The sequence below is a fragment of the Polaromonas aquatica genome, from assembly GCF_050626995.1.
In the GTDB taxonomy this organism is placed as follows: Bacteria; Pseudomonadota; Gammaproteobacteria; order Burkholderiales; family Burkholderiaceae_C; genus Polaromonas; species Polaromonas aquatica_A.
On sequence record NZ_CP192467.1, the window covers coordinates 3,138,454 to 3,155,243 of the forward strand.

Sequence of the window (16,790 nt, forward strand, 5' to 3'; positions counted from 1 at the left end):
AGACCCCGCTTGCCTCGAGCACCGCAGGTTGCCCGGAGCGAAGCGCAGGGATCCAGACTGCGGGTCGCCTTTCTTTTGGTGACTTTTCTTTGGCGAAGCAAAGAAAAGTTACTTGTCGCCGGGCAACCCCCGGCCAGCAACACTCCAAAAAGAGCACTCCCGCCGGAGCAAGAATCGGCACATTTCTCGACGGAGGCCGTTCATGCTTCAAGTAAAAAACATCAACCAATACTACGGCGGCTCCCACATCCTCAGAGACGTGAGCCTGGAGTCCCACCTCGGCAAGGTCACCGTTCTGCTAGGCCGCAACGGCGTAGGCAAAACCACGCTGCTCAAGTCACTGATGGGCCTGGTGCCCATCAAGACCGGCACCATTGAATTCGACGGAAAACAGATTCAAGCCAGCACTCCGTATGAACGTGCCAGGGCAGGGATAGGCTTTGTCCCCCAGGGTCGCGAAATCTTCGCGCGCCTGACGGTGGAAGAAAACCTGCGCATGGGCCTGGCCTATAAGAGCGCATCGACGCCCATTCCCACCGAGCTGTATGAGCTGTTCCCGGTGCTCAAGCAGATGCTGAACCGGCGCGGCGGTGATCTCTCGGGTGGGCAGCAACAGCAGCTGGCCATTGCGCGCGCACTGGCGGCCAAACCCAAGCTGTTGATCCTCGATGAACCCACTGAAGGCATCCAGCCCAGCATCATCAAGGACATCGGCCGCGTGATCCGCATGCTGGCGGATCGGGGAGACATGGCGATCCTGCTGGTGGAGCAGTACTATGACTTCGCGCAGGAGCTGGCCGACGACTACCTGGTGATGGAGCGCGGCGAGTTCATTGCGCGCGGGCAGGGCAAGGACATGGAAACCAACGGCGTGCGGCAGCTGGTGGCGATTTAAGCAGGCTGCCTCCCGCTGCTGTGACTCAAAGCCCGGTTGGTCCGGGCTTTTTTGTGCCTGGCATACCGATATTCATATCAATTCTTCGAACGTAGAATCGCTGCGGTCGCTGAATCGGTTGTCGCAGGGGGGAGGGTCACCACCCCGGAGCGCAACAAGCCGGCTAAAAACAATCACAAAAAGGTACATGCCGATGGCTTTGCTTGCGTTGGACAACTGGCTGATACGGACGAAATCTCACGAGGGTTTATCGGGTTTTCGCCGCTTTCTGGTGGAGTTCGGCTGTTTCGGCCTGAAGGAAGCAAGGGCGTGCCTCTTTGCCGGGCTGTTTTTTGCGGCGGTGTTCCTGGTGCCGCGGGCTGGCGTCGCCGGTGTTCCGCGTTACGACCTCCTGCTGGTGATCGCGCTGCTGATTCAAGGCTGGATGGTGCTGGCCAAGCTGGAAACCCTGGATGAACTGAAAGCCATCTGCCTCTTCCATCTGGTGGGCTTTGCGCTGGAGGTTTTCAAGACGTCCGGCTCCATCCAGTCCTGGAGCTACCCTGACTTTGCCTATACCAAGGTGTTTGGCGTGCCGCTGTTTTCGGGCTTCATGTATGCGGCCGTCGGCAGCTACATCATCCAGGCGTGGCGGCTGTTTGACCTGCGCATCCGGCATCACCCGCCTTACTGGATGGGCGTGGTGATCGCATTACTGATCTACGGCAACTTTTTCACGCACCACTATTGGGACGACTACCGCTGGTACATCGCCGCCTGTCTGGGCGGTTTATATGCCAGGTCTTCGGTGATTTTCAGACCCTACGACCGGGACAGGAGCATGCCGCTGTTGCTGGCTTTTCTGCTGATCGGCTTCTTTATCTGGGTGGCTGAAAACATCAGTACGTTCTTCAGCCTGTGGCACTACCCCAACCAGCTGGGTGCTTGGTCCCTTGTCCATGTGGGCAAGTGGAGCTCCTGGTCACTGCTGGTAGTGATGACCTTCACCATTGTGGCCAACCTGAAGCATGTGAAGGCGCGCATCCATGTCCCCGACTGAGACGGTTGCGCCCCGCGCGACGTTGCGCTTTGACCGTGAAGCGGCGCTGTGGGCACTCTTCATTTTTGTCATTGAAGTGTTGATTGCCACCGTGTGGTCGCACCACCGCTGGGTGCGGGGTTTTGTTGGTGATGTGCTGGCTGTGGTGTGGGTGTACTTCCTGCTCAGGGCTGTGGTCAAGGCCAATACCAGTGGCCTGGCGCTGGCTGCGTTTGCGGTGGGTTGCCTGGTCGAGCTGGCCCAATACATCGCAACCGCCAATGGCTGGCACGTGCAGAACCGGGTATTGAAGATCCTGCTGGGTTCGGTGGCCGACTGGATGGATATGCTGGCGTATGCCTGCGGATTCCTGCTGGTTCTGGCGTTTGAGTTCCTTCGTGCCCGGATTCAGCTGCTGCGGGGCGCTAAGGCCGGGGTGGCAAGCCGCCGCGTCATCGGTTAGGATGCTTTCGGGCCGGCCCCATTGCCGGCCACGTCGCTCGGACGGTTCCGGGCGCTTACGTGAAAGTCTTTTATGTCCGCCTCTTCTTCAGGCAAGCGCCGCTTTGCGCGCATTGACCGCCTTCCTCCCTACGTCTTCAACATCACGGCCGAGCTGAAACTCGCGGCGCGCCGGCGTGGTGAGGACATCATCGACATGAGCATGGGCAACCCCGATGGGGCCACGCCGGCGCACATCGTCAGCAAGCTCACCGAGGTCGCGCAGCGGCCCGACACGCACGGCTATTCAGCCAGCAAGGGCATTCCCCGCCTGCGGCGTGCCATTGCGCACTGGTATGAAAGCCGTTACCAGGTGGCGATTGACCCGGACAGCGAGGCCATCGTCACCATCGGTTCCAAGGAAGGCCTGGCCCACCTGATGCTGGCCACGCTGGACCGCGGCGACACCGTGCTGGTGCCGGACCCGAGCTATCCCATCCACATTTATGGCGCGGTCATCGCAGGCGCCGACATCCGCTCGGTGCCGCTGACACCGGACACGGATTTTTTTGCCGAGCTGGAAAAAGCCATTCGCGGCAGCTACCCCAAGCCCAAGATGATGGTGCTGGGTTTCCCCTCCAACCCCACCGCACAGTGCGTGGAGCTGGAATTTTTCGAGAAGGTGATCGCGCTGGCGCGCAAGCACGACATCTTTGTGGTGCACGACCTGGCCTATGCCGACATCGTGTTCGACGGCTGGAAGGCGCCTTCGATCATGCAGGTGCCGGGCGCCAAGGACATCGCGGTGGAGTTCTTCACGCTCTCGAAAAGCTACAACATGGCGGGCTGGCGCGTCGGCTTCATGGTGGGCAACCCCGACCTGGTGGCCGCGCTGGCGCGCATCAAGAGCTACCACGACTACGGTACCTTCACGCCGCTGCAGGTAGCCGCGATCGCCGCGCTGGAAGGCGACCAGCAATGCGTGAAAGACATCGCGGCCCAGTACCAGGCCCGGCGCGACGTGCTCTACAAAGGCTTGATCGAAGCGGGCTGGCCAGTGGACTGCCCGAAAGCATCGATGTACATCTGGGCGCGCATTCCGGAGGCTTATCGCAAACTCGGTTCGCTGGAGTTTGCCAAGCAGCTTCTGGACAAGGCCAAGGTGTGTGTGTCACCCGGCATCGGCTTTGGTGATCATGGGGATGACTATGTGCGGTTTGCGCTGATTGAGAATGAGGCGCGGATTCGGCAGGCTGTTAGGGGGATTAAGGCTATGTTTAAGGCTGATGGGGTGAGACCGGTTTAATTTCTCTCTGGGCCTGGTGCTTGTTCCGGCGCGGGGCTTTTTGCTGAGGACTGCTGGCCGGGGGTTGCCCGGCATGCAACTCACTTTTCTTTGCTTCGCCAAAGAAAAGTAAGCAAAAGAAAGGCGACCCTGCTGTCTGCGACCCCTACGCTGCGCTCCGGGGCAACCTGCGGTGCTCGGTCCAGCCGGGGTCAAAAACAACTCGCTTCGCTCAAACAAGTTTTTGCCCTGATCCGTCTGGCCCTGCGCTCCTCGGCGCATACAGAAGGGGGTGGGGAAGGAATACCAAAACCGGAAGAAACAAGGACACGCCGTGGCGTGTCCTTGTTGGTATTGGTTTTTGAATTCGAATTCGGACTTCCCCCGTCCTGGCTGGGCCGAGCAGCGCAGACGGAGGCGGAAGGTCGGGCCGCAGTTGTTTGAGCGAAGTGCAACGTAGCGAGTTCTGCGGACCGCCGCCGGAGTCGAGCAGCGCAGGTTGCCCGAAGCGCAGCGTAGGGACCCAGACTGCGGGTCGCCTTTCTTTTGGTGACTTTTCTTTGGCGAAGCAAAGAAAAGTTACTTGCTGCCGGGCAACCCCCGGCCAACCGCCCTCAGAAAAAAGCGCAACGCCACAACAAACCCGTTTTTTCAGAAGCGCTGCGAGCACACAAAAAAGAAGTGGGCCGCAAGCGGCCCACCTTTGCTTCTGCTTCCATCCGGTGAATTCATCAAACCCCGGCGGAGCGAGTGGCAACTGTTATTGCGGTGCTGCGGCAGGTCCCGGGATCACCACAATGTCTGTCGAGGTCTGCGGCTGAACGCGCACGTTCGTGGCGTCTGCCGGGACAACGACGGTCTCAACCTGACGGATGGCGCCGCCGCCGGCCACGCTGCCTTCCGTCTTGCCGTAGCCCACGATGCGGGCCTGGCAAGCAACCTGGTCTTCGCCCTTGAAGACGTCGCAGCGCTTCAGTGCGTTGGCGGCAAACTGTCCATTGGCGTTGTCGACCTTGCCGGCGCGCTTGGCGGCATTGGCGTTTCTGACTTCGATCATGCAGGTCTCGCGGTCTTGCTGCGTTTTGCCGGTTTTACAAGCGTTCATTTCGCTTTTGGCGTCACCTGTGGCGTCAATCCCGGTGGTGCCGGAAGCAATCTGGGCAGTGGCACCCAGGGAAAGCAGGGCGGCAGCGCAACAGGTTGCAATGCGCGCAAGGCGGAAATTAAGGGATGAGGTCATGGTCAAACTCCTTGTTCGAAACTCGATGGATATCGATAGAGGGAGTCTGGGCCGCAGCATGAACCGGCAGTGAAAGGAAAAGGTCCGGGTAAACCGTGCCCTATGCCTATTCACCTGTAGGACAGGTCTTTCAGCGCCTTGGATGGGCCTGGAATCCGTGCGCCTATAGCTAACTAAAGGCCACAAGATCCGGGGGAAAGCGGGTTATGCGTAGCGAATTTTCCGGAAATGGTTTTATGTACAGCCTGTCCCCCAAGCCTTACCGGCCTTGTGCTGTCCTACATCGACCAGATGCGGGGCGTAGAAGGCGCCAGCTGCCACAGCTGTGTGCGCCAGGTTTGCCATACCTGCTTGAGCAAGGCCATGGCCGGCTCCACGACGGGCGAGAGTACCCGCACGACGACGACCTGGCCGTCGGGGCTGGTGGCGCCTGCCGTGGCGCTCAGTGAATGGGCGCCTATGACTTCACGTGCGCAGTCAAGCGCCTGCTGGCGGCGATTGCGCTCCAGCTTGCTGCCGGCCACAAAAAAGAGCGACGCGACGCAGCGATGGCCGGCCATGCCGAGTGGGCTGTTCATCAGCAAGGTGTCCGACGCATCCATGCGCGCACGCTCCAGCCACACGCCGGGTACTTCGATGTGCTGGCGAAAGCTGCCGCTCTCAAACGGCAGGCTGGCCGCGGGCAGGCCCAGGGCGGTAACGTCCCAGCCGATCAGCTCGGCGCCCGGCGCCAGCGTCATGGTGAGGCGGTTTTCAGCAAGGCAGCCGCTGTAGCAAATGGCTTCGAGCGGCAGCCATTCCATGCGTGCGCCGGCTTGCAGGTCGAGCTGCGTGCGCTGCAGGGCGGGCTCACCGGCGGAGCGGTAAAAGCGCGTGGCGCCAGGTGTGGTGACCAGGCCGTGCGCCCCAGGCGCTGCGGTGAAGGTCAGGTCCAGCGTGTCACCGCCGACCAGGCCGCCGGGTGGGTGCACGATGACGTTGTGGCAGATGGCGTCGCCTTCGGGGTACAGGCTTTGCAGGATGCGCAGGGGACCGTTGTGGCGAAAGTGGGCAAGGGTCTTGCCGGCCTGGTGGGTGTAGTCGAGGGCGAGGGACGCGTTCCAGGTCATGGGAGAAGTTTAACGTCGGGCAGGCAGCCTGAATTTGCTATCAATTCAGGAGCTGCTTGCGCAGGTTTTGTTTGGGCTGCGGCCTCTTTTTGTTTAAATTTTGAGCTCTGGAAGTGATTTTCGCGTCTCTCAGGCTTCGGAGGCGGCGAAAGGCAGCAGGGTGATGCCCCTGGCGTCTTCCGCTCCTCATTTTTGCCGACTGCAGGCCTGGGGAGTCAACTCGTGACCTTCTCTTTGGCTGCTTCTTTCACCCGCGCGGCGAGGTGGTCCAGCGCTTCCTGCACCTGGTCGACCAGGATGAGGCAGAGGTCGCCGGGTTGCAGGCGCGAGAGCGCGGTGTCGATGGCCAGGAACTCACCGCGTATCTCGTCAATCTGCTTCGTGCGGCGTGCCTTGTGAGCACCTTCAAGACCTTCACGCAGCAAGGACATCACTTCGCCGTCGGCGCGGCCGCGCTGGGCAGCGTCCTGGTAGAGGATGACCTCATCAAACGCGGCGCCGAGGATGATGGTCTGGTCGCGGATGTCGCTGTCGCGGCGGTCGCCCGCGCCGCTGATCACCACGCTGCGGCACTGTGAAGGCGTGGCAGGCATGGCGTTCACGGCCGACACGAGCGCACGCATGGCGTCGGGGTTGTGGCCGTAGTCGGCGATCACGGTGGCGCCTTTGTAGTCCATGACGTTGAAGCGGCCGGGTGCGTTGTGCGCGTCGTTGACGAAGCTGGAGAGCCCGCGCTTGATGGTGTCCCAGTTGAGGCCGGCGCCCCAGGCGGCGGCAACGGCTGCCATGACGTTTTCAACCTGGAAGCTGATCGTGCCTCCGCGCGTGAGGGGCACGCCCTGCAGCGCGATGCGCTCGACCCACGCGCCCTCGGCAGCCACCAGCATGCCGCCGTCGACATACACGGTGCGTTTGCCTTGCGCGCGGTGCGTCGCCATGAGGGGGTGGTGCCTGTCTGCGGCGAAAAATATGACTTTGCCGGGGCAGGTGGCGGCCATGTCGGCCACGATGGGGTCGGCAGCATTGAGGACTGCGTAGCCGTTGGTCGACACGTTCTGCACGATCACACGTTTGAGCACGGCCAGGTCTTCCACCGTGGTGATGTAGTTCAGGCCCAGGTGATCGCCGCTGCCGATGTTGGTGACGACCGCGACTTCGCAGCGGTCAAAACCCAGGCCTTCGCGCAGCACGCCGCCGCGGGCGATTTCAAACACGGCCGCATCGACATCGGGGTGCATCAGCACATTGCGGGCGCTCTTGGGGCCGCTGCAGTCGCCGCTGTCGGTCTGCCGGCCGTTGATGTACACGCCGTCGGTGTTGGTCATGCCGGTGCGCAGGCCGTCGGCGGCCAGCAAATGGGCAATCAGGCGTGTGGTGGTGGTCTTGCCGTTGGTGCCGGTCACGGCGATCACCGGCACGCGGCCGTTGTCACCGGGCGAAAAGAGCTCGTCGATCATGGCTGCGCCGACGGCGCGGCCCTTGCCGTAGGAAGGCGACAGGTGCATGCGCAGGCCAGGGGCGGCATTGACTTCCACCACGCCGCCGCTTTGCGATTCGAGCGGGCGCAGCATGCTTTCGCACACCACATCGACGCCGCAGATATGCAGGCCGACCATCTGCGCCGCCGCCACGGCGCGCGCGGCCACGGCCGGATGCACGTCATCGGTCACATCGGTGGCGGTGCCGCCTGTGCTCAGGTTGGCGTTGTTGCGCAGGATGACGCGGCGGCCCTTGGCGGGGATGGAGTCGGGGGTGAGTTCCTGCACGCCGAGCCGCGCCACAGCGATCTCGTCAAAACGGATCTTGGTGAGCGATGTGGCATGGCCTTCGCCGCGTTTTGGGTCCTGGTTGACGATGTCGACCAGCTCGCGCACGGTGTGAAGGCCGTCGCCCACCACCTGCGGCGGCTCGCGCCGCGAGGCCGCTACCAGCTTGTTGCCGACCACCAATAAACGGAAGTCGCTGCCGGGCAGGAATTTCTCGACCATGACTTCGCCGTATTCAGCGGCCGCTTTGTAGGCGATGTCCAGGTGGTCACGCGTGGTGATATTGACCGTGACACCCTTGCCCTGGTTGCCGTCCAGCGGTTTCACCACGGCCGGCAAACCCACTTCGAGGGCGGCAGCCCAAGCGTCGTCCGTATCGGTGACAGGCCGGCCCAGCGGTACCGGCACGCCGGCGGCGCGCAGCAGCTTTTTGGTGAGGTCTTTGTCCTGGGCGATGGATTCGGCCACGGCGCTGGTGGCGTCAATTTCGGCGGCCTGGATGCGGCGTTGTCTGGAGCCCCAGCCGAACTGCACCATGCTGCCCTTGGTGAGGCGGCGGTAGGGAATGCCGCGTGCCACGGCGGCGTCGACAATCGCGCCGGTGCTTGGGCCCAGGCGCTCGTCTTCGTCGAGCTCGCGCAGCTGGGCAATGGCGGCGTCCAGGTCAAACGCGGTGTCGCGTAGCGCGGCGTGGATCAAGGCTTGTGCAAGCTCGACGGCGAGCCGGCCGACCGCTTCCTCGCTGTATTCGACGACAACCTGGTAGGTGCCGGTTTCAATCGTGGCGGCGGTGTGGCTGAAGGTGATGGGGCAACCGGCGGCGGTTTGCAGTGCCAGCGCGGCGGCTTCCAGCACGTGCGCCAGCGAGACGGGGCCTGCATGGCCGGTCTGGCGGAAGGCGCCCATCTCGGGGAACAGTGAGCGCACGCGGGGTTCAAAACCGGGCAACCCGGCAATGTTGCATTCCACCGCAGTGCAAGCCACGATGGCTTCAAGGGCCGTGTGGCGGCTCCAGAGGTTGGGGCCGCGCAGCGCGCGGATACGGGACACTTCCATTATTCGGCACTCCCGGTGTTCTTAGGGGTGGTTTCAAAAGCTTCCATGCCTGCGCCTATCAGGTTGAGCGGTATGTCCAGTGCCCAGGCGGCGCCTACAGCGGCCAGCAGCGCGCCCTCGGACAGTCCGCGGCGCTCGCGCCAGGCGGCGAGCTTGCCCAGGCCGGGGAGAAAAGCCTCGCTGGTACCGGTGGCCAGTACCACCTGGTCCTGGCGCGGGTACAGCGCACGGCCGCCCTTGGCGCAATGCGCCGCAATGGCGGGAGCCTTCGGGTCGGTGCTGTAGAAAATGACTTCACCGTCGCACAGTTCTTCCATCTCCACGATGCGCGCGTCGCCGGCGTTCAGCACGGCGGCGCCGCTGGGCAGCACCACGTCGATCTGCGAACGCATGACCTTGAACATCTGGTCGTCTTCGGTGATGTCGAACTCCGCCAGGCTTTTTGCGCCGCCGAGGTCGGTGACGACGCCCACCTGGCATTTGTCATAGGGCAGGCCGGTGCGCAAGATGGTGTCGGCGCCGTTTTCAAACACGGCGGCCTGCACGGCACGGTTGATCAGCAGGCGCTGGCCGGCTTCCCAGCTGGTGCAGTCGGTCGCATCCACGCAGCGCTGGTCCAGGAAGAGGCCGTCCCGGCAGGCCAGGCCCGTGTGCCTGCCGGACAGGTGCAGTAGCCAGGCGACAAGGCGCGCCACGCGCTGGTTGCCGCTGGAACCGGCAATGCCGACGATGGGAATGCGGCCGTCGGGTTCGTCGGACTCGGTGACGGGGAAAAGATGGTCGCAGATGGCACGGCCCACCGGACGCGGTGCGCCTTCAGCCGGCTTGAGATGCATCAAAAGCCCGGGGCCGGCGTTCACCTCGACGATGGCGCCGCCCTGCTCATGCAGCGGGCGTGAGATGTCTTGTGCCACCACGTCGACGCCGGCGATGTCCAGGCCCACCACACGCGCGGCCAGCGACACGATGTGGTCAACGTCGGGGTGAACCTGGTCGGTGCAGTCAATCGACACATTGCCATTGCGCTGGATCAACACTTCGCGGCCGGCCGCCGGTATGGCTTCGGGGCTGAGGCCCTGGCGTTGCAGATCAAGGATGATGGCGCCGTCGCTGGCGGTGTTGATACGGCCGAGGGGAAAGTCCTCACCGACGCCTCGGCGCGGGTCAATGTTGAGCTGGGCATCCACGAGCTGTGAGACGGTGGAGGCGCCGTCGCCGGTGACCCAGGCGGCCTCGCCGCGCGCGGCGGCCACCACGCGGCCACCCACTACCAGCAGGCGGTGTTCATTGCCGCGCACAAAGCGTTCGACCATGACTTCGCTGCCGTGCCGGGCTGCGACTTCAAATGCGCCTTCAACTTCGGTCTGGGTTTTGAGGTCCAGGGACACGCCCCGGCCATGGTTGCCGTCAGAGGGTTTGACGACGACCGGCAGGCCGATGTCTTCAGCGGCTTCCCAGGCTTCTTCGGCCGTGCTGACGATCTGGCCTTCAGGCACCGGCACGCCGCAGGTGGCGAGCAGGCTTTTGGTGAGGTCCTTGTCGTGGGCAATGCCCTCGGCAATCGCGCTGGTCAGGTCGGTTTCGGCCGTCCAGATGCGGCGCTGGCTGGCGCCGTAGCCCAGTTGCACCAGGTTGCCGTCATTCAGGCGGATATGGGGAATGCGGCGGTCGGTGGCGGCCACCACGATGGAGGCGGTGCTGGGCCCGAGGTAGCAGTCGTCGACCTTGGCGCGTATTTTGTCGACCGAAGCCTGCACGTCTGCGGGGCCGTAGGGCGTGCCGTTGATGGCGGCCATCAGCAGGCGGTGGCCTTCGGCCAGGGCGGTGCGGGCGACCTGCTCGTCGCGTGCCCGGAACACCATGCGGTAGACGCCGCGTTGGGAGGTGCTGCGCGTCTGGCCGAAGCCGGTGGGCATGTCGGAAAGGTTGAGCAGCTCGATGACCACATGCTCCAGCACATGGCCGGACCAGGTGCCTTCCTGCAGGCGCTGGATGAAGCCGCCGCGCTCGCCCACGCCGCATTGGTGCTCCAGCAGGGCCGGCAGCAGGGCGACCAGGCGGTCATTGAACCCTGGCAACAGGTTGGAGGGGAAGTCCTCGAGGCTACCGAGGTCCAGCCATACCTCAAGTACAGGGCGGTAGGTCCAGATGTTGGGGCCGCGCAGGTAATTGATGCGCAGCAGCTTGATATCGTCCTGTGGGCTCATTGTTCGCAAAAGTGCCGGCAAAGCATGGCTCTGGCGCCTGAGGCGCAAGGTTCGGCCTGGCCGTTGGATTTCAGTGTGAGGCCGGTCAAGGTCTCGGTGGGTCCCTGAGTCTCGTTATGTAGTTGTTCTTGTTGCGGGCGATGGGTTGCCAAGGGTCGATTTTGACGGTTTCCTCATTTTCGGGAGGTCCAAATGGTCATACTCCGTCGTTTCAGGCCGCATTCGGCGAAAATCCCTGTGTTTCGGGCTCCATTCGCGCAAATACGAAACTGCGAAGACCCTGCCGCACCCGATGCGGGACGCCAAGATTTCACAACACAATGCAACATAACCACCCGGCAGACGACTCCAGCCTTACCGATCCCGCTTTGGCGGGACTTCGCTCGCAACTTGCAACTCAAGAGAACGTTTTGTGCACGCTGGTGGTTGACCTGAATAACCAACTTCATTTTGCCCAGGGTTTGCTGGCCCTGACCGATCGCCGGCTGCTGGCCCGCGGCCCTGAAGGCGCCTGGGCCAGCTGGCCCACGGTAGACGCGGCGGGTACGGCGTTGCAGGGGCTTTCACTGCGTCATTTCGACCATGCCGGCGTGGGCACGCTGGAGCTGCACGAGGGGGGCAGGCGGCTGGCAAGCTGGCGATTTACGCTGGGCGCCAATGTCCAGGCCTTGCGCCTGGTGCGGCTGTTCGCCCAGCAGCAAGCCCAGGTACCAGCCCGGAACCCCGATGGAGCCCAGTCCGCGGGGCTGTCCGAGGATGTGGCCCTGTGCCCCGAATGTGACCTGCCGCTGCCGCCCGACAGCGAGGAATGCCCCGCCTGCGCCCGTGAACTGCATACGCCGCCTTCGACGTGGGTGTTGCTGCGCCTGTGGCGGTTTGCTGATCCTTACCGTTACCAGTTGCTGGCCGGTTTTTTGCTCACCCTGGCGTCCACCGCCGCCACGCTGGTGCCGCCTTACCTCACCATCCCGCTGATGGACGACATCCTGATCCCATTCCAGAACGGCCAGCAGATCGAGCCCTGGAAGGTCGGTGCGCTGCTGGGCGGCCTGCTGGGCGCGGCCGTGCTGGGCTGGGCGCTGAATTGGGCGCGCACTTATTTGCTGGCCCTGGTGTCTGAGCGGATCGGCGCCGACCTGCGCACCGCCACCTTTGACCACCTGCTGGATCTGTCGCTGGATTACTTCGGCGGCAAACGCACTGGCGACCTGATGTCGCGCATCGGCTCGGAAACCGACCGCATCTGCGTGTTTCTCTCGCTGCATGCCCTGGACTTTGCCACGGACGTGCTGATGATCGTGATGACGGCGGTCATCCTGTTTTCCATCAATCCGTGGCTGGCGGTAGTGACTTTGCTGCCGCTGCCGTTTATCGGCTGGATGATCCACGTGGTGCGCGACAAGCTGCGCACCGGTTTTGAGAAAATCGACCGCGTCTGGTCGGATGTGACCAATGTGCTGGCCGACACGATTCCCGGCATCCGCGTGGTGAAGGCCTTTGCCCAGGAAAAGCGCGAGGCCCAGCGCTTTCGGGAGGTCAACCAGCACAACCTGGCCGTGAACGACAAGCTCAACAAGACCTGGTCGCTGTTCACCCCTACCGTCTCGCTGCTTACCGAAGTGGGCCTGCTGGTGGTCTGGGCTTTCGGCATCTGGCTGGTGTCCAGGCAACAGATCACCGTGGGCGTGCTGACGGCCTTTATCGCCTACATCGGCCGGTTCTACGGCCGGCTTGATTCGATGAGCCGGATCGTGTCGGTCACGCAAAAGGCGGCGGCCGGCGCCAAGCGCATCTTCGACATCCTCGACCATGTCTCCAACGTGCCCGAAACAGCCAATCCGGTGAAGATTGGCACGCTCGAAGGCCGTATCGACATGAAGAACCTGGGGTTCCGCTACGGCAACCGTTCTGTCATCCGAGGGCTGGACTTGCAGATACGGCCCGGCGAGATGATTGGCCTCGTGGGCCACAGCGGCTCGGGCAAAAGCACGCTGGTCAATTTGATCTGCCGCTTCTATGACGTGAGCGATGGTTCCATCAGCGTTGACGGCACCGACATCCGCCGCTTCGGCGTGGCCGACTACCGCCGCAACATCGGCCTGGTGCTGCAGGAGCCCTTTCTTTTCTTTGGCACCATCGCGGAAAACATCGCCTATGGCAAGCCCGGCGTCACCCGCGCTGAAATCGTCGCGGCGGCGCGCGCCGCCCACGCGCATGAGTTCATCCTGCGCCTGCCGCAGGGCTATGACTCGCTGGTAGGGGAGCGCGGCCAAGGCCTGTCGGGCGGCGAGCGCCAGCGCATCTCGATCGCACGGGCCTTGCTGATCGACCCGCGCATCCTGATCCTGGATGAAGCCACGTCGTCGGTGGACACTGAAACCGAAAAAGAAATCCAGCGCGCGCTTGATAACCTTGTGCAGGGCCGGACCACGATTGCCATTGCGCACCGCCTTTCAACGCTGCGCAAGGCCGACCGATTGGTGGTGATGGACCGCGGCCAGGTGGTCGAAGTGGGCCCGCACGATGAATTGATGGCGAAGCAGGGCGCTTATTGGCGCCTGTACGAAGCCCAGGCCCGCCAGGTCGACAGCGATGAGGCTGGTGAGGAAACCGAGCAAAGCCGCATCGCGCTGGCTACCGCGCAGTTGGCGCACACCGCGCAGCACGCCGGCAACCCTTGAGGCAAGGACCGCACATGACAACGACCTCTTCTCATTCATCTTCGTTTTCCCTGCAGCGCACGGCGTCAGGACGGCTGGTGTTCATCGATGCCGGCGGCCAGCAGCATCCCGGCGTGGTGCCTGTGCGGGCCTTTCCGCTTGCAGCGCCTGATGAAGGCATCTCACTGGTTAATACCGAAGGGCATGAAGTCGCCTGGGTCGAAAGCCTGCAGGCCTTGCCGGCGGATGCGCGTACCTTGCTGGAAGAAGAACTGGCCCTGCGCGACTTTGTGCCTGAAGTCACACGGCTGAAAAGTGTTTCGACCTTTGCCACCCCCAGTGTGTGGACAGTGGAAACCGACCGGGGCGAAACGTCTTTCGTGCTCAAGGGCGAAGAAGATATTCGCCGTTTGGGGCGCACGGGTTTGCTGATTGCCGGTAGCCAGGGGGTGCAGTACAGCGTGAAGGATATGACGGCTTTGGACCGGGGATCGCGGCGGTTGCTGGAGCGGTTTCTTTAGGCCGGTTCTTGCTCCGGCTTGGGCGTGCTCGTCTGAGGTCTGCTGGCCGGGCAACCCCGGCCCGGTTTTCTAGTGCAGTGGAATCGCCAAACTGACAGTAGTACCCCGTACCTCTCCTGCCGTCACCGCGAGCGTCGCTCCCAGCATTTCGGCGCGGCTTTGCATGTTGGCAAGGCCGCGCCCCCGGGTGGTCGTGCTGCCCATGCCGATCCCGTCGTCGCTAATGCTGACGCGGATCATACGGCGGGGTCCTTGCGCAACCTTTGGCGGAGAACCCTCGGTGCTATCTGGCAACTCGCAATGGGCCGCAAAGACCACGCGTGTCGCCTTGGCGTGCTGGATGATGTTGGTAAACACCTCCAGCAGGATGCGCTGGATGTGCTGGATATCCTTGGGCGTCAGCAGTTCAAACCGCGGCAGGGCGTCCACTTCCCACACCAGGGACACACCGGCGGAATCAAGCCTGGGTTGCAGCCTGTGCCGCATGGTGGCCAGGACGACCGCCAGGTCGCCGTCGACGTTCTCGATGGCATCCACCGCGATCCGGAGTTCGTCAAGGACCTCAAATGTGTGCGTCCGCAATACTTCCCGCGGTGCGCTGCTGTTGACCAGGCTCACCAGCGCCACCAATTGGGAGCCGACCGAGTCGTGGATATCCTGCATCAGGCGTTGCCGTTCCAGCATGGTCGCTTGCCGGACTTTCAGGGCGCCTTCATAACGCAGCTTCAAAATCCTGTTTTGCATGCTCCAGTAATTGCGCACCATCATCATGCCGACGGCAAAGTTATAGAACAGGAACGAATAATTCAGCAGGTTGGCCCTGCCGAAACCAGAGGGTGAGAAGGTGAGCACCAGGTCGTAAAGGCCGAAGGCGACCGTGATGCCCGCCAACGATGCGTTAAGCCTTACCGTGCCGTCGGACTTCTTCCACATGACGTGGGTGTAACGGGCCATGCAGACCGCGCCCAGCAGCAGGCTGGCAGGTATCCAGAAGCGCTCGTAAACGCGGTAGTCCTGCAAGGCGGCACCGGCCACCAAGGTGGGTAAGGCCGTCCAGAGGTATGCCTGGAGCAATCGGTTCAGCCACGGCGCGGGTTTCCTGACCAGCAGCACACTGACCCAGCACATCAGCCCGGCGTAATAGGCATACATCGCCGACCTGGCCGCGTTGAAGACCCAGGTGGGAACCGGTGGATAGTCGATAAAAAAATCGACTTGCCAAAGGACGAAACAAGCTTGCCCAAGGCCGGTGACCAGGTAAGCCTTGTCGCGGCTTTGCCACCACAGCGCAAGAGCCATCAGGCCTATGAGTGCCGACAGGGTCCCGGACATCAAGGCCAGTCCCTTGCGGTGATTGACTTCGCGTTCATGCTCGGCCAGCGACGTGAATTCATCCCCGACCTCAATGCGGGCCAGCCCGGCGTTGCTGGCGGGTTCCGCGCGGATGTCGATTTCCAGGATATTCACGCCTTCCTGCAGGTCCTGGGCTGCCAGCAATTGCCAGCGCGGGCCGGTGCGGAATTGCGTGTTCGGCTGGTTCCAGCCTACGTGGTGCCAGGCCTTGCCGTTGATGCGGTAGCGATAACGGTTGCCCATCTGCAGCGATGAAACCCCCAGGCCCTGGCGGCCGTCGGCTTTCAGTTGCGCCAGCAGGGTTTGTTCTATCGGCACATCCAGCGTGAAATGCATTACGCCCTGCTGCCGGGGAAAATTCTGGTCCCACTTCCAGGGCAAGGGCTGCCGTCCCAGTTCGCGCAACTCGCCTTGCTCGCGGTGGGAGGGGGAAATCGTCACGGAGAGCCTGGCTTCCTCCAGCGTGATGGGCAAAGGCTGCACGAAGGCCGCGCTTGCCAGCAGGCCCCAAGCCAGAGACAGCCAGGCCAGAAACCTCACAACGAGATACCCAACGCGCGGGCCTCAAAAATCGCCTGGGTTCGCGAATTCACAGCGAGCTTGGTGTAGATGCGTTTCACATAGGTTTGCACGGTCCCCAGTTCCACCGCCATCAGCTTGGCTGCCTCCTGGTAGGTGTAGCCGCGCGCCAGCAGGAGCAGCAATTCGACCTCACGCGGCGCCAGGCCATGGGCCGGCGTGTCCGGCGGTGCCGATGGGGAGGACGTGGGGAGAGGCTCGCTTTTTGCCAGGGTCTGGAGGCCGGGTATTTGCATGCGCGCCAGCAGGCGGCTGGCAATCAAGGGCGAAAGCGGCGTGCCGCCCTGGCGAATCGCCTCGATCGAAGAGGCCAGCGACTGGGCTCTTTGCATGTCTTCCTTGAGCAGGTAGCCGTTGGCGCCGGCTTGAATGCTGTTGACGATGTTGTCCGCATCCGCGAACACGGTGATGACCAGGATATGCGTCAAAGGGAAGGTTTCGCGTACCTGGCGGATCAGGTCGATGCCGCTTCCATCTGGCAAACCCAGGTCGATCAACCAGTGGTCCTGTTCCTCTTCGCGGGCAAACGCCATTGCGGCACCCAGGGTCTCAAACGACGTGATCTTCGCGTCCGGGAAGCCCTGCGCCAGGACCTGGCCAATCGTCTGGCGCATCAGCGGGCTGTCATCGACGAAGGTGATTTTCATGGGCGGGTTGTGG

Annotated in this window: 12 protein-coding genes; 6 read left to right on the plus strand and 6 right to left on the minus strand. The window is 62.9% G+C overall.

Translation table 11 applies throughout. The features are described 5' to 3' along the window. Window positions 1-202: 202 nt before the first annotated feature. The 4 genes from urtE to alaC all read left to right on the plus strand — a co-directional run bounded on the left by urtE (window position 203) and on the right by alaC (window position 3,660). Window positions 203-895: an urea ABC transporter ATP-binding subunit UrtE gene (gene urtE / locus ACQ4MS_RS15050; protein WP_431095439.1), complete on the plus strand. Its 693-nt coding sequence runs from the start codon at window positions 203-205 to the stop codon at window positions 893-895. A gap of 193 nt (window positions 896-1,088) precedes the next feature. Beyond that, window positions 1,089-1,934: a DUF817 domain-containing protein gene (locus ACQ4MS_RS15055; RefSeq protein WP_431095440.1), complete on the plus strand. Its 846-nt coding sequence runs from the start codon at window positions 1,089-1,091 to the stop codon at window positions 1,932-1,934. Then, window positions 1,921-2,376, plus strand: coding sequence for a DUF2809 domain-containing protein (locus ACQ4MS_RS15060; RefSeq protein WP_431095441.1), 456 nt, complete (start codon window positions 1,921-1,923; stop codon window positions 2,374-2,376). The genes ACQ4MS_RS15055 and ACQ4MS_RS15060 overlap by 14 nt, the downstream gene beginning before the upstream one ends. Window positions 2,377-2,448: 72 nt before the next feature. Continuing rightward, entirely contained in the window at window positions 2,449-3,660 is a 1,212-nt protein-coding gene (alaC, locus tag ACQ4MS_RS15065; protein ID WP_431095442.1) for an alanine transaminase, read from the plus strand. Between the two features lie 739 nt (window positions 3,661-4,399). Here the strand turns inward: alaC and ACQ4MS_RS15070 are convergent. The 4 genes from ACQ4MS_RS15070 to cphA (ACQ4MS_RS15085) form a co-directional block, all read right to left on the minus strand. Then, window positions 4,400-4,879: a hypothetical protein gene (locus ACQ4MS_RS15070; protein WP_431095443.1), complete on the minus strand. Its 480-nt coding sequence runs from the start codon at window positions 4,877-4,879 to the stop codon at window positions 4,400-4,402. A 278-nt stretch (window positions 4,880-5,157) separates the two neighbouring features. Beyond that, window positions 5,158-5,988, minus strand: coding sequence for an urease accessory protein UreD (locus ACQ4MS_RS15075; protein WP_431095444.1), 831 nt, complete (start codon window positions 5,986-5,988; stop codon window positions 5,158-5,160). Window positions 5,989-6,203: 215 nt separating this feature from the next. Next, on the minus strand, window positions 6,204-8,810 hold the full coding sequence (cphA, locus tag ACQ4MS_RS15080) for a cyanophycin synthetase (RefSeq protein WP_431095445.1): 2,607 nt from the start codon (window positions 8,808-8,810) through the stop codon (window positions 6,204-6,206). Beyond that, window positions 8,810-11,017 carry a cyanophycin synthetase gene (cphA, locus tag ACQ4MS_RS15085; RefSeq protein WP_431095446.1) on the minus strand — a complete coding sequence of 736 codons (2,208 nt, stop codon included), beginning with the start codon at window positions 11,015-11,017 and terminating at the stop codon, window positions 8,810-8,812. Before cphA (ACQ4MS_RS15085) ends, cphA (ACQ4MS_RS15080) begins: the two co-directional genes overlap by 1 nt. A gap of 320 nt (window positions 11,018-11,337) precedes the next feature. On the opposite strand from cphA (ACQ4MS_RS15085), the gene ACQ4MS_RS15090 reads away from it, so the two are divergent. Then, complete coding sequence (locus tag ACQ4MS_RS15090) at window positions 11,338-13,698, plus strand: ABC transporter ATP-binding protein (protein WP_431095447.1); 2,361 nt, start codon at window positions 11,338-11,340, stop codon at window positions 13,696-13,698. Between the two features lie 14 nt (window positions 13,699-13,712). Continuing rightward, window positions 13,713-14,198, plus strand: coding sequence for a DUF1854 domain-containing protein (locus ACQ4MS_RS15095; RefSeq protein ID WP_431095448.1), 486 nt, complete (start codon window positions 13,713-13,715; stop codon window positions 14,196-14,198). A gap of 69 nt (window positions 14,199-14,267) precedes the next feature. On the opposite strand, the gene ACQ4MS_RS15100 is transcribed toward ACQ4MS_RS15095, so the two are convergent. Both ACQ4MS_RS15100 and ACQ4MS_RS15105 read right to left on the minus strand, forming a co-directional pair. Next, entirely contained in the window at window positions 14,268-16,091 is a 1,824-nt protein-coding gene (locus ACQ4MS_RS15100; RefSeq protein WP_431095449.1) for a sensor histidine kinase, read from the minus strand. Further along, window positions 16,088-16,777, minus strand: coding sequence for a response regulator (locus ACQ4MS_RS15105; protein ID WP_431095450.1), 690 nt, complete (start codon window positions 16,775-16,777; stop codon window positions 16,088-16,090). The genes ACQ4MS_RS15100 and ACQ4MS_RS15105 overlap by 4 nt, the downstream gene beginning before the upstream one ends. Between the last annotated feature and the right edge of the window lie 13 nt (window positions 16,778-16,790).

Coding starts and splice junctions, on each gene's coding strand:
- urtE (WP_431095439.1), top strand. CDS start 203: ATGCTTCAAGTAAAAAACATCAACCAATACTACGGCGGCTCCCACATC.
- ACQ4MS_RS15070 (WP_431095443.1), bottom strand. CDS start 4,879: ATGACCTCATCCCTTAATTTCCGCCTTGCGCGCATTGCAACCTGTTGC.
- cphA (WP_431095445.1), bottom strand. CDS start 8,810: ATGGAAGTGTCCCGTATCCGCGCGCTGCGCGGCCCCAACCTCTGGAGC.
- ACQ4MS_RS15075 (WP_431095444.1), bottom strand. CDS start 5,988: ATGACCTGGAACGCGTCCCTCGCCCTCGACTACACCCACCAGGCCGGC.
- ACQ4MS_RS15105 (WP_431095450.1), bottom strand. CDS start 16,777: ATGAAAATCACCTTCGTCGATGACAGCCCGCTGATGCGCCAGACGATT.
- ACQ4MS_RS15095 (WP_431095448.1), top strand. CDS start 13,713: ATGACAACGACCTCTTCTCATTCATCTTCGTTTTCCCTGCAGCGCACG.
- cphA (WP_431095446.1), bottom strand. CDS start 11,017: ATGAGCCCACAGGACGATATCAAGCTGCTGCGCATCAATTACCTGCGC.
- alaC (WP_431095442.1), top strand. CDS start 2,449: ATGTCCGCCTCTTCTTCAGGCAAGCGCCGCTTTGCGCGCATTGACCGC.
- ACQ4MS_RS15090 (WP_431095447.1), top strand. CDS start 11,338: ATGCAACATAACCACCCGGCAGACGACTCCAGCCTTACCGATCCCGCT.
- ACQ4MS_RS15055 (WP_431095440.1), top strand. CDS start 1,089: ATGGCTTTGCTTGCGTTGGACAACTGGCTGATACGGACGAAATCTCAC.
- ACQ4MS_RS15060 (WP_431095441.1), top strand. CDS start 1,921: ATGTCCCCGACTGAGACGGTTGCGCCCCGCGCGACGTTGCGCTTTGAC.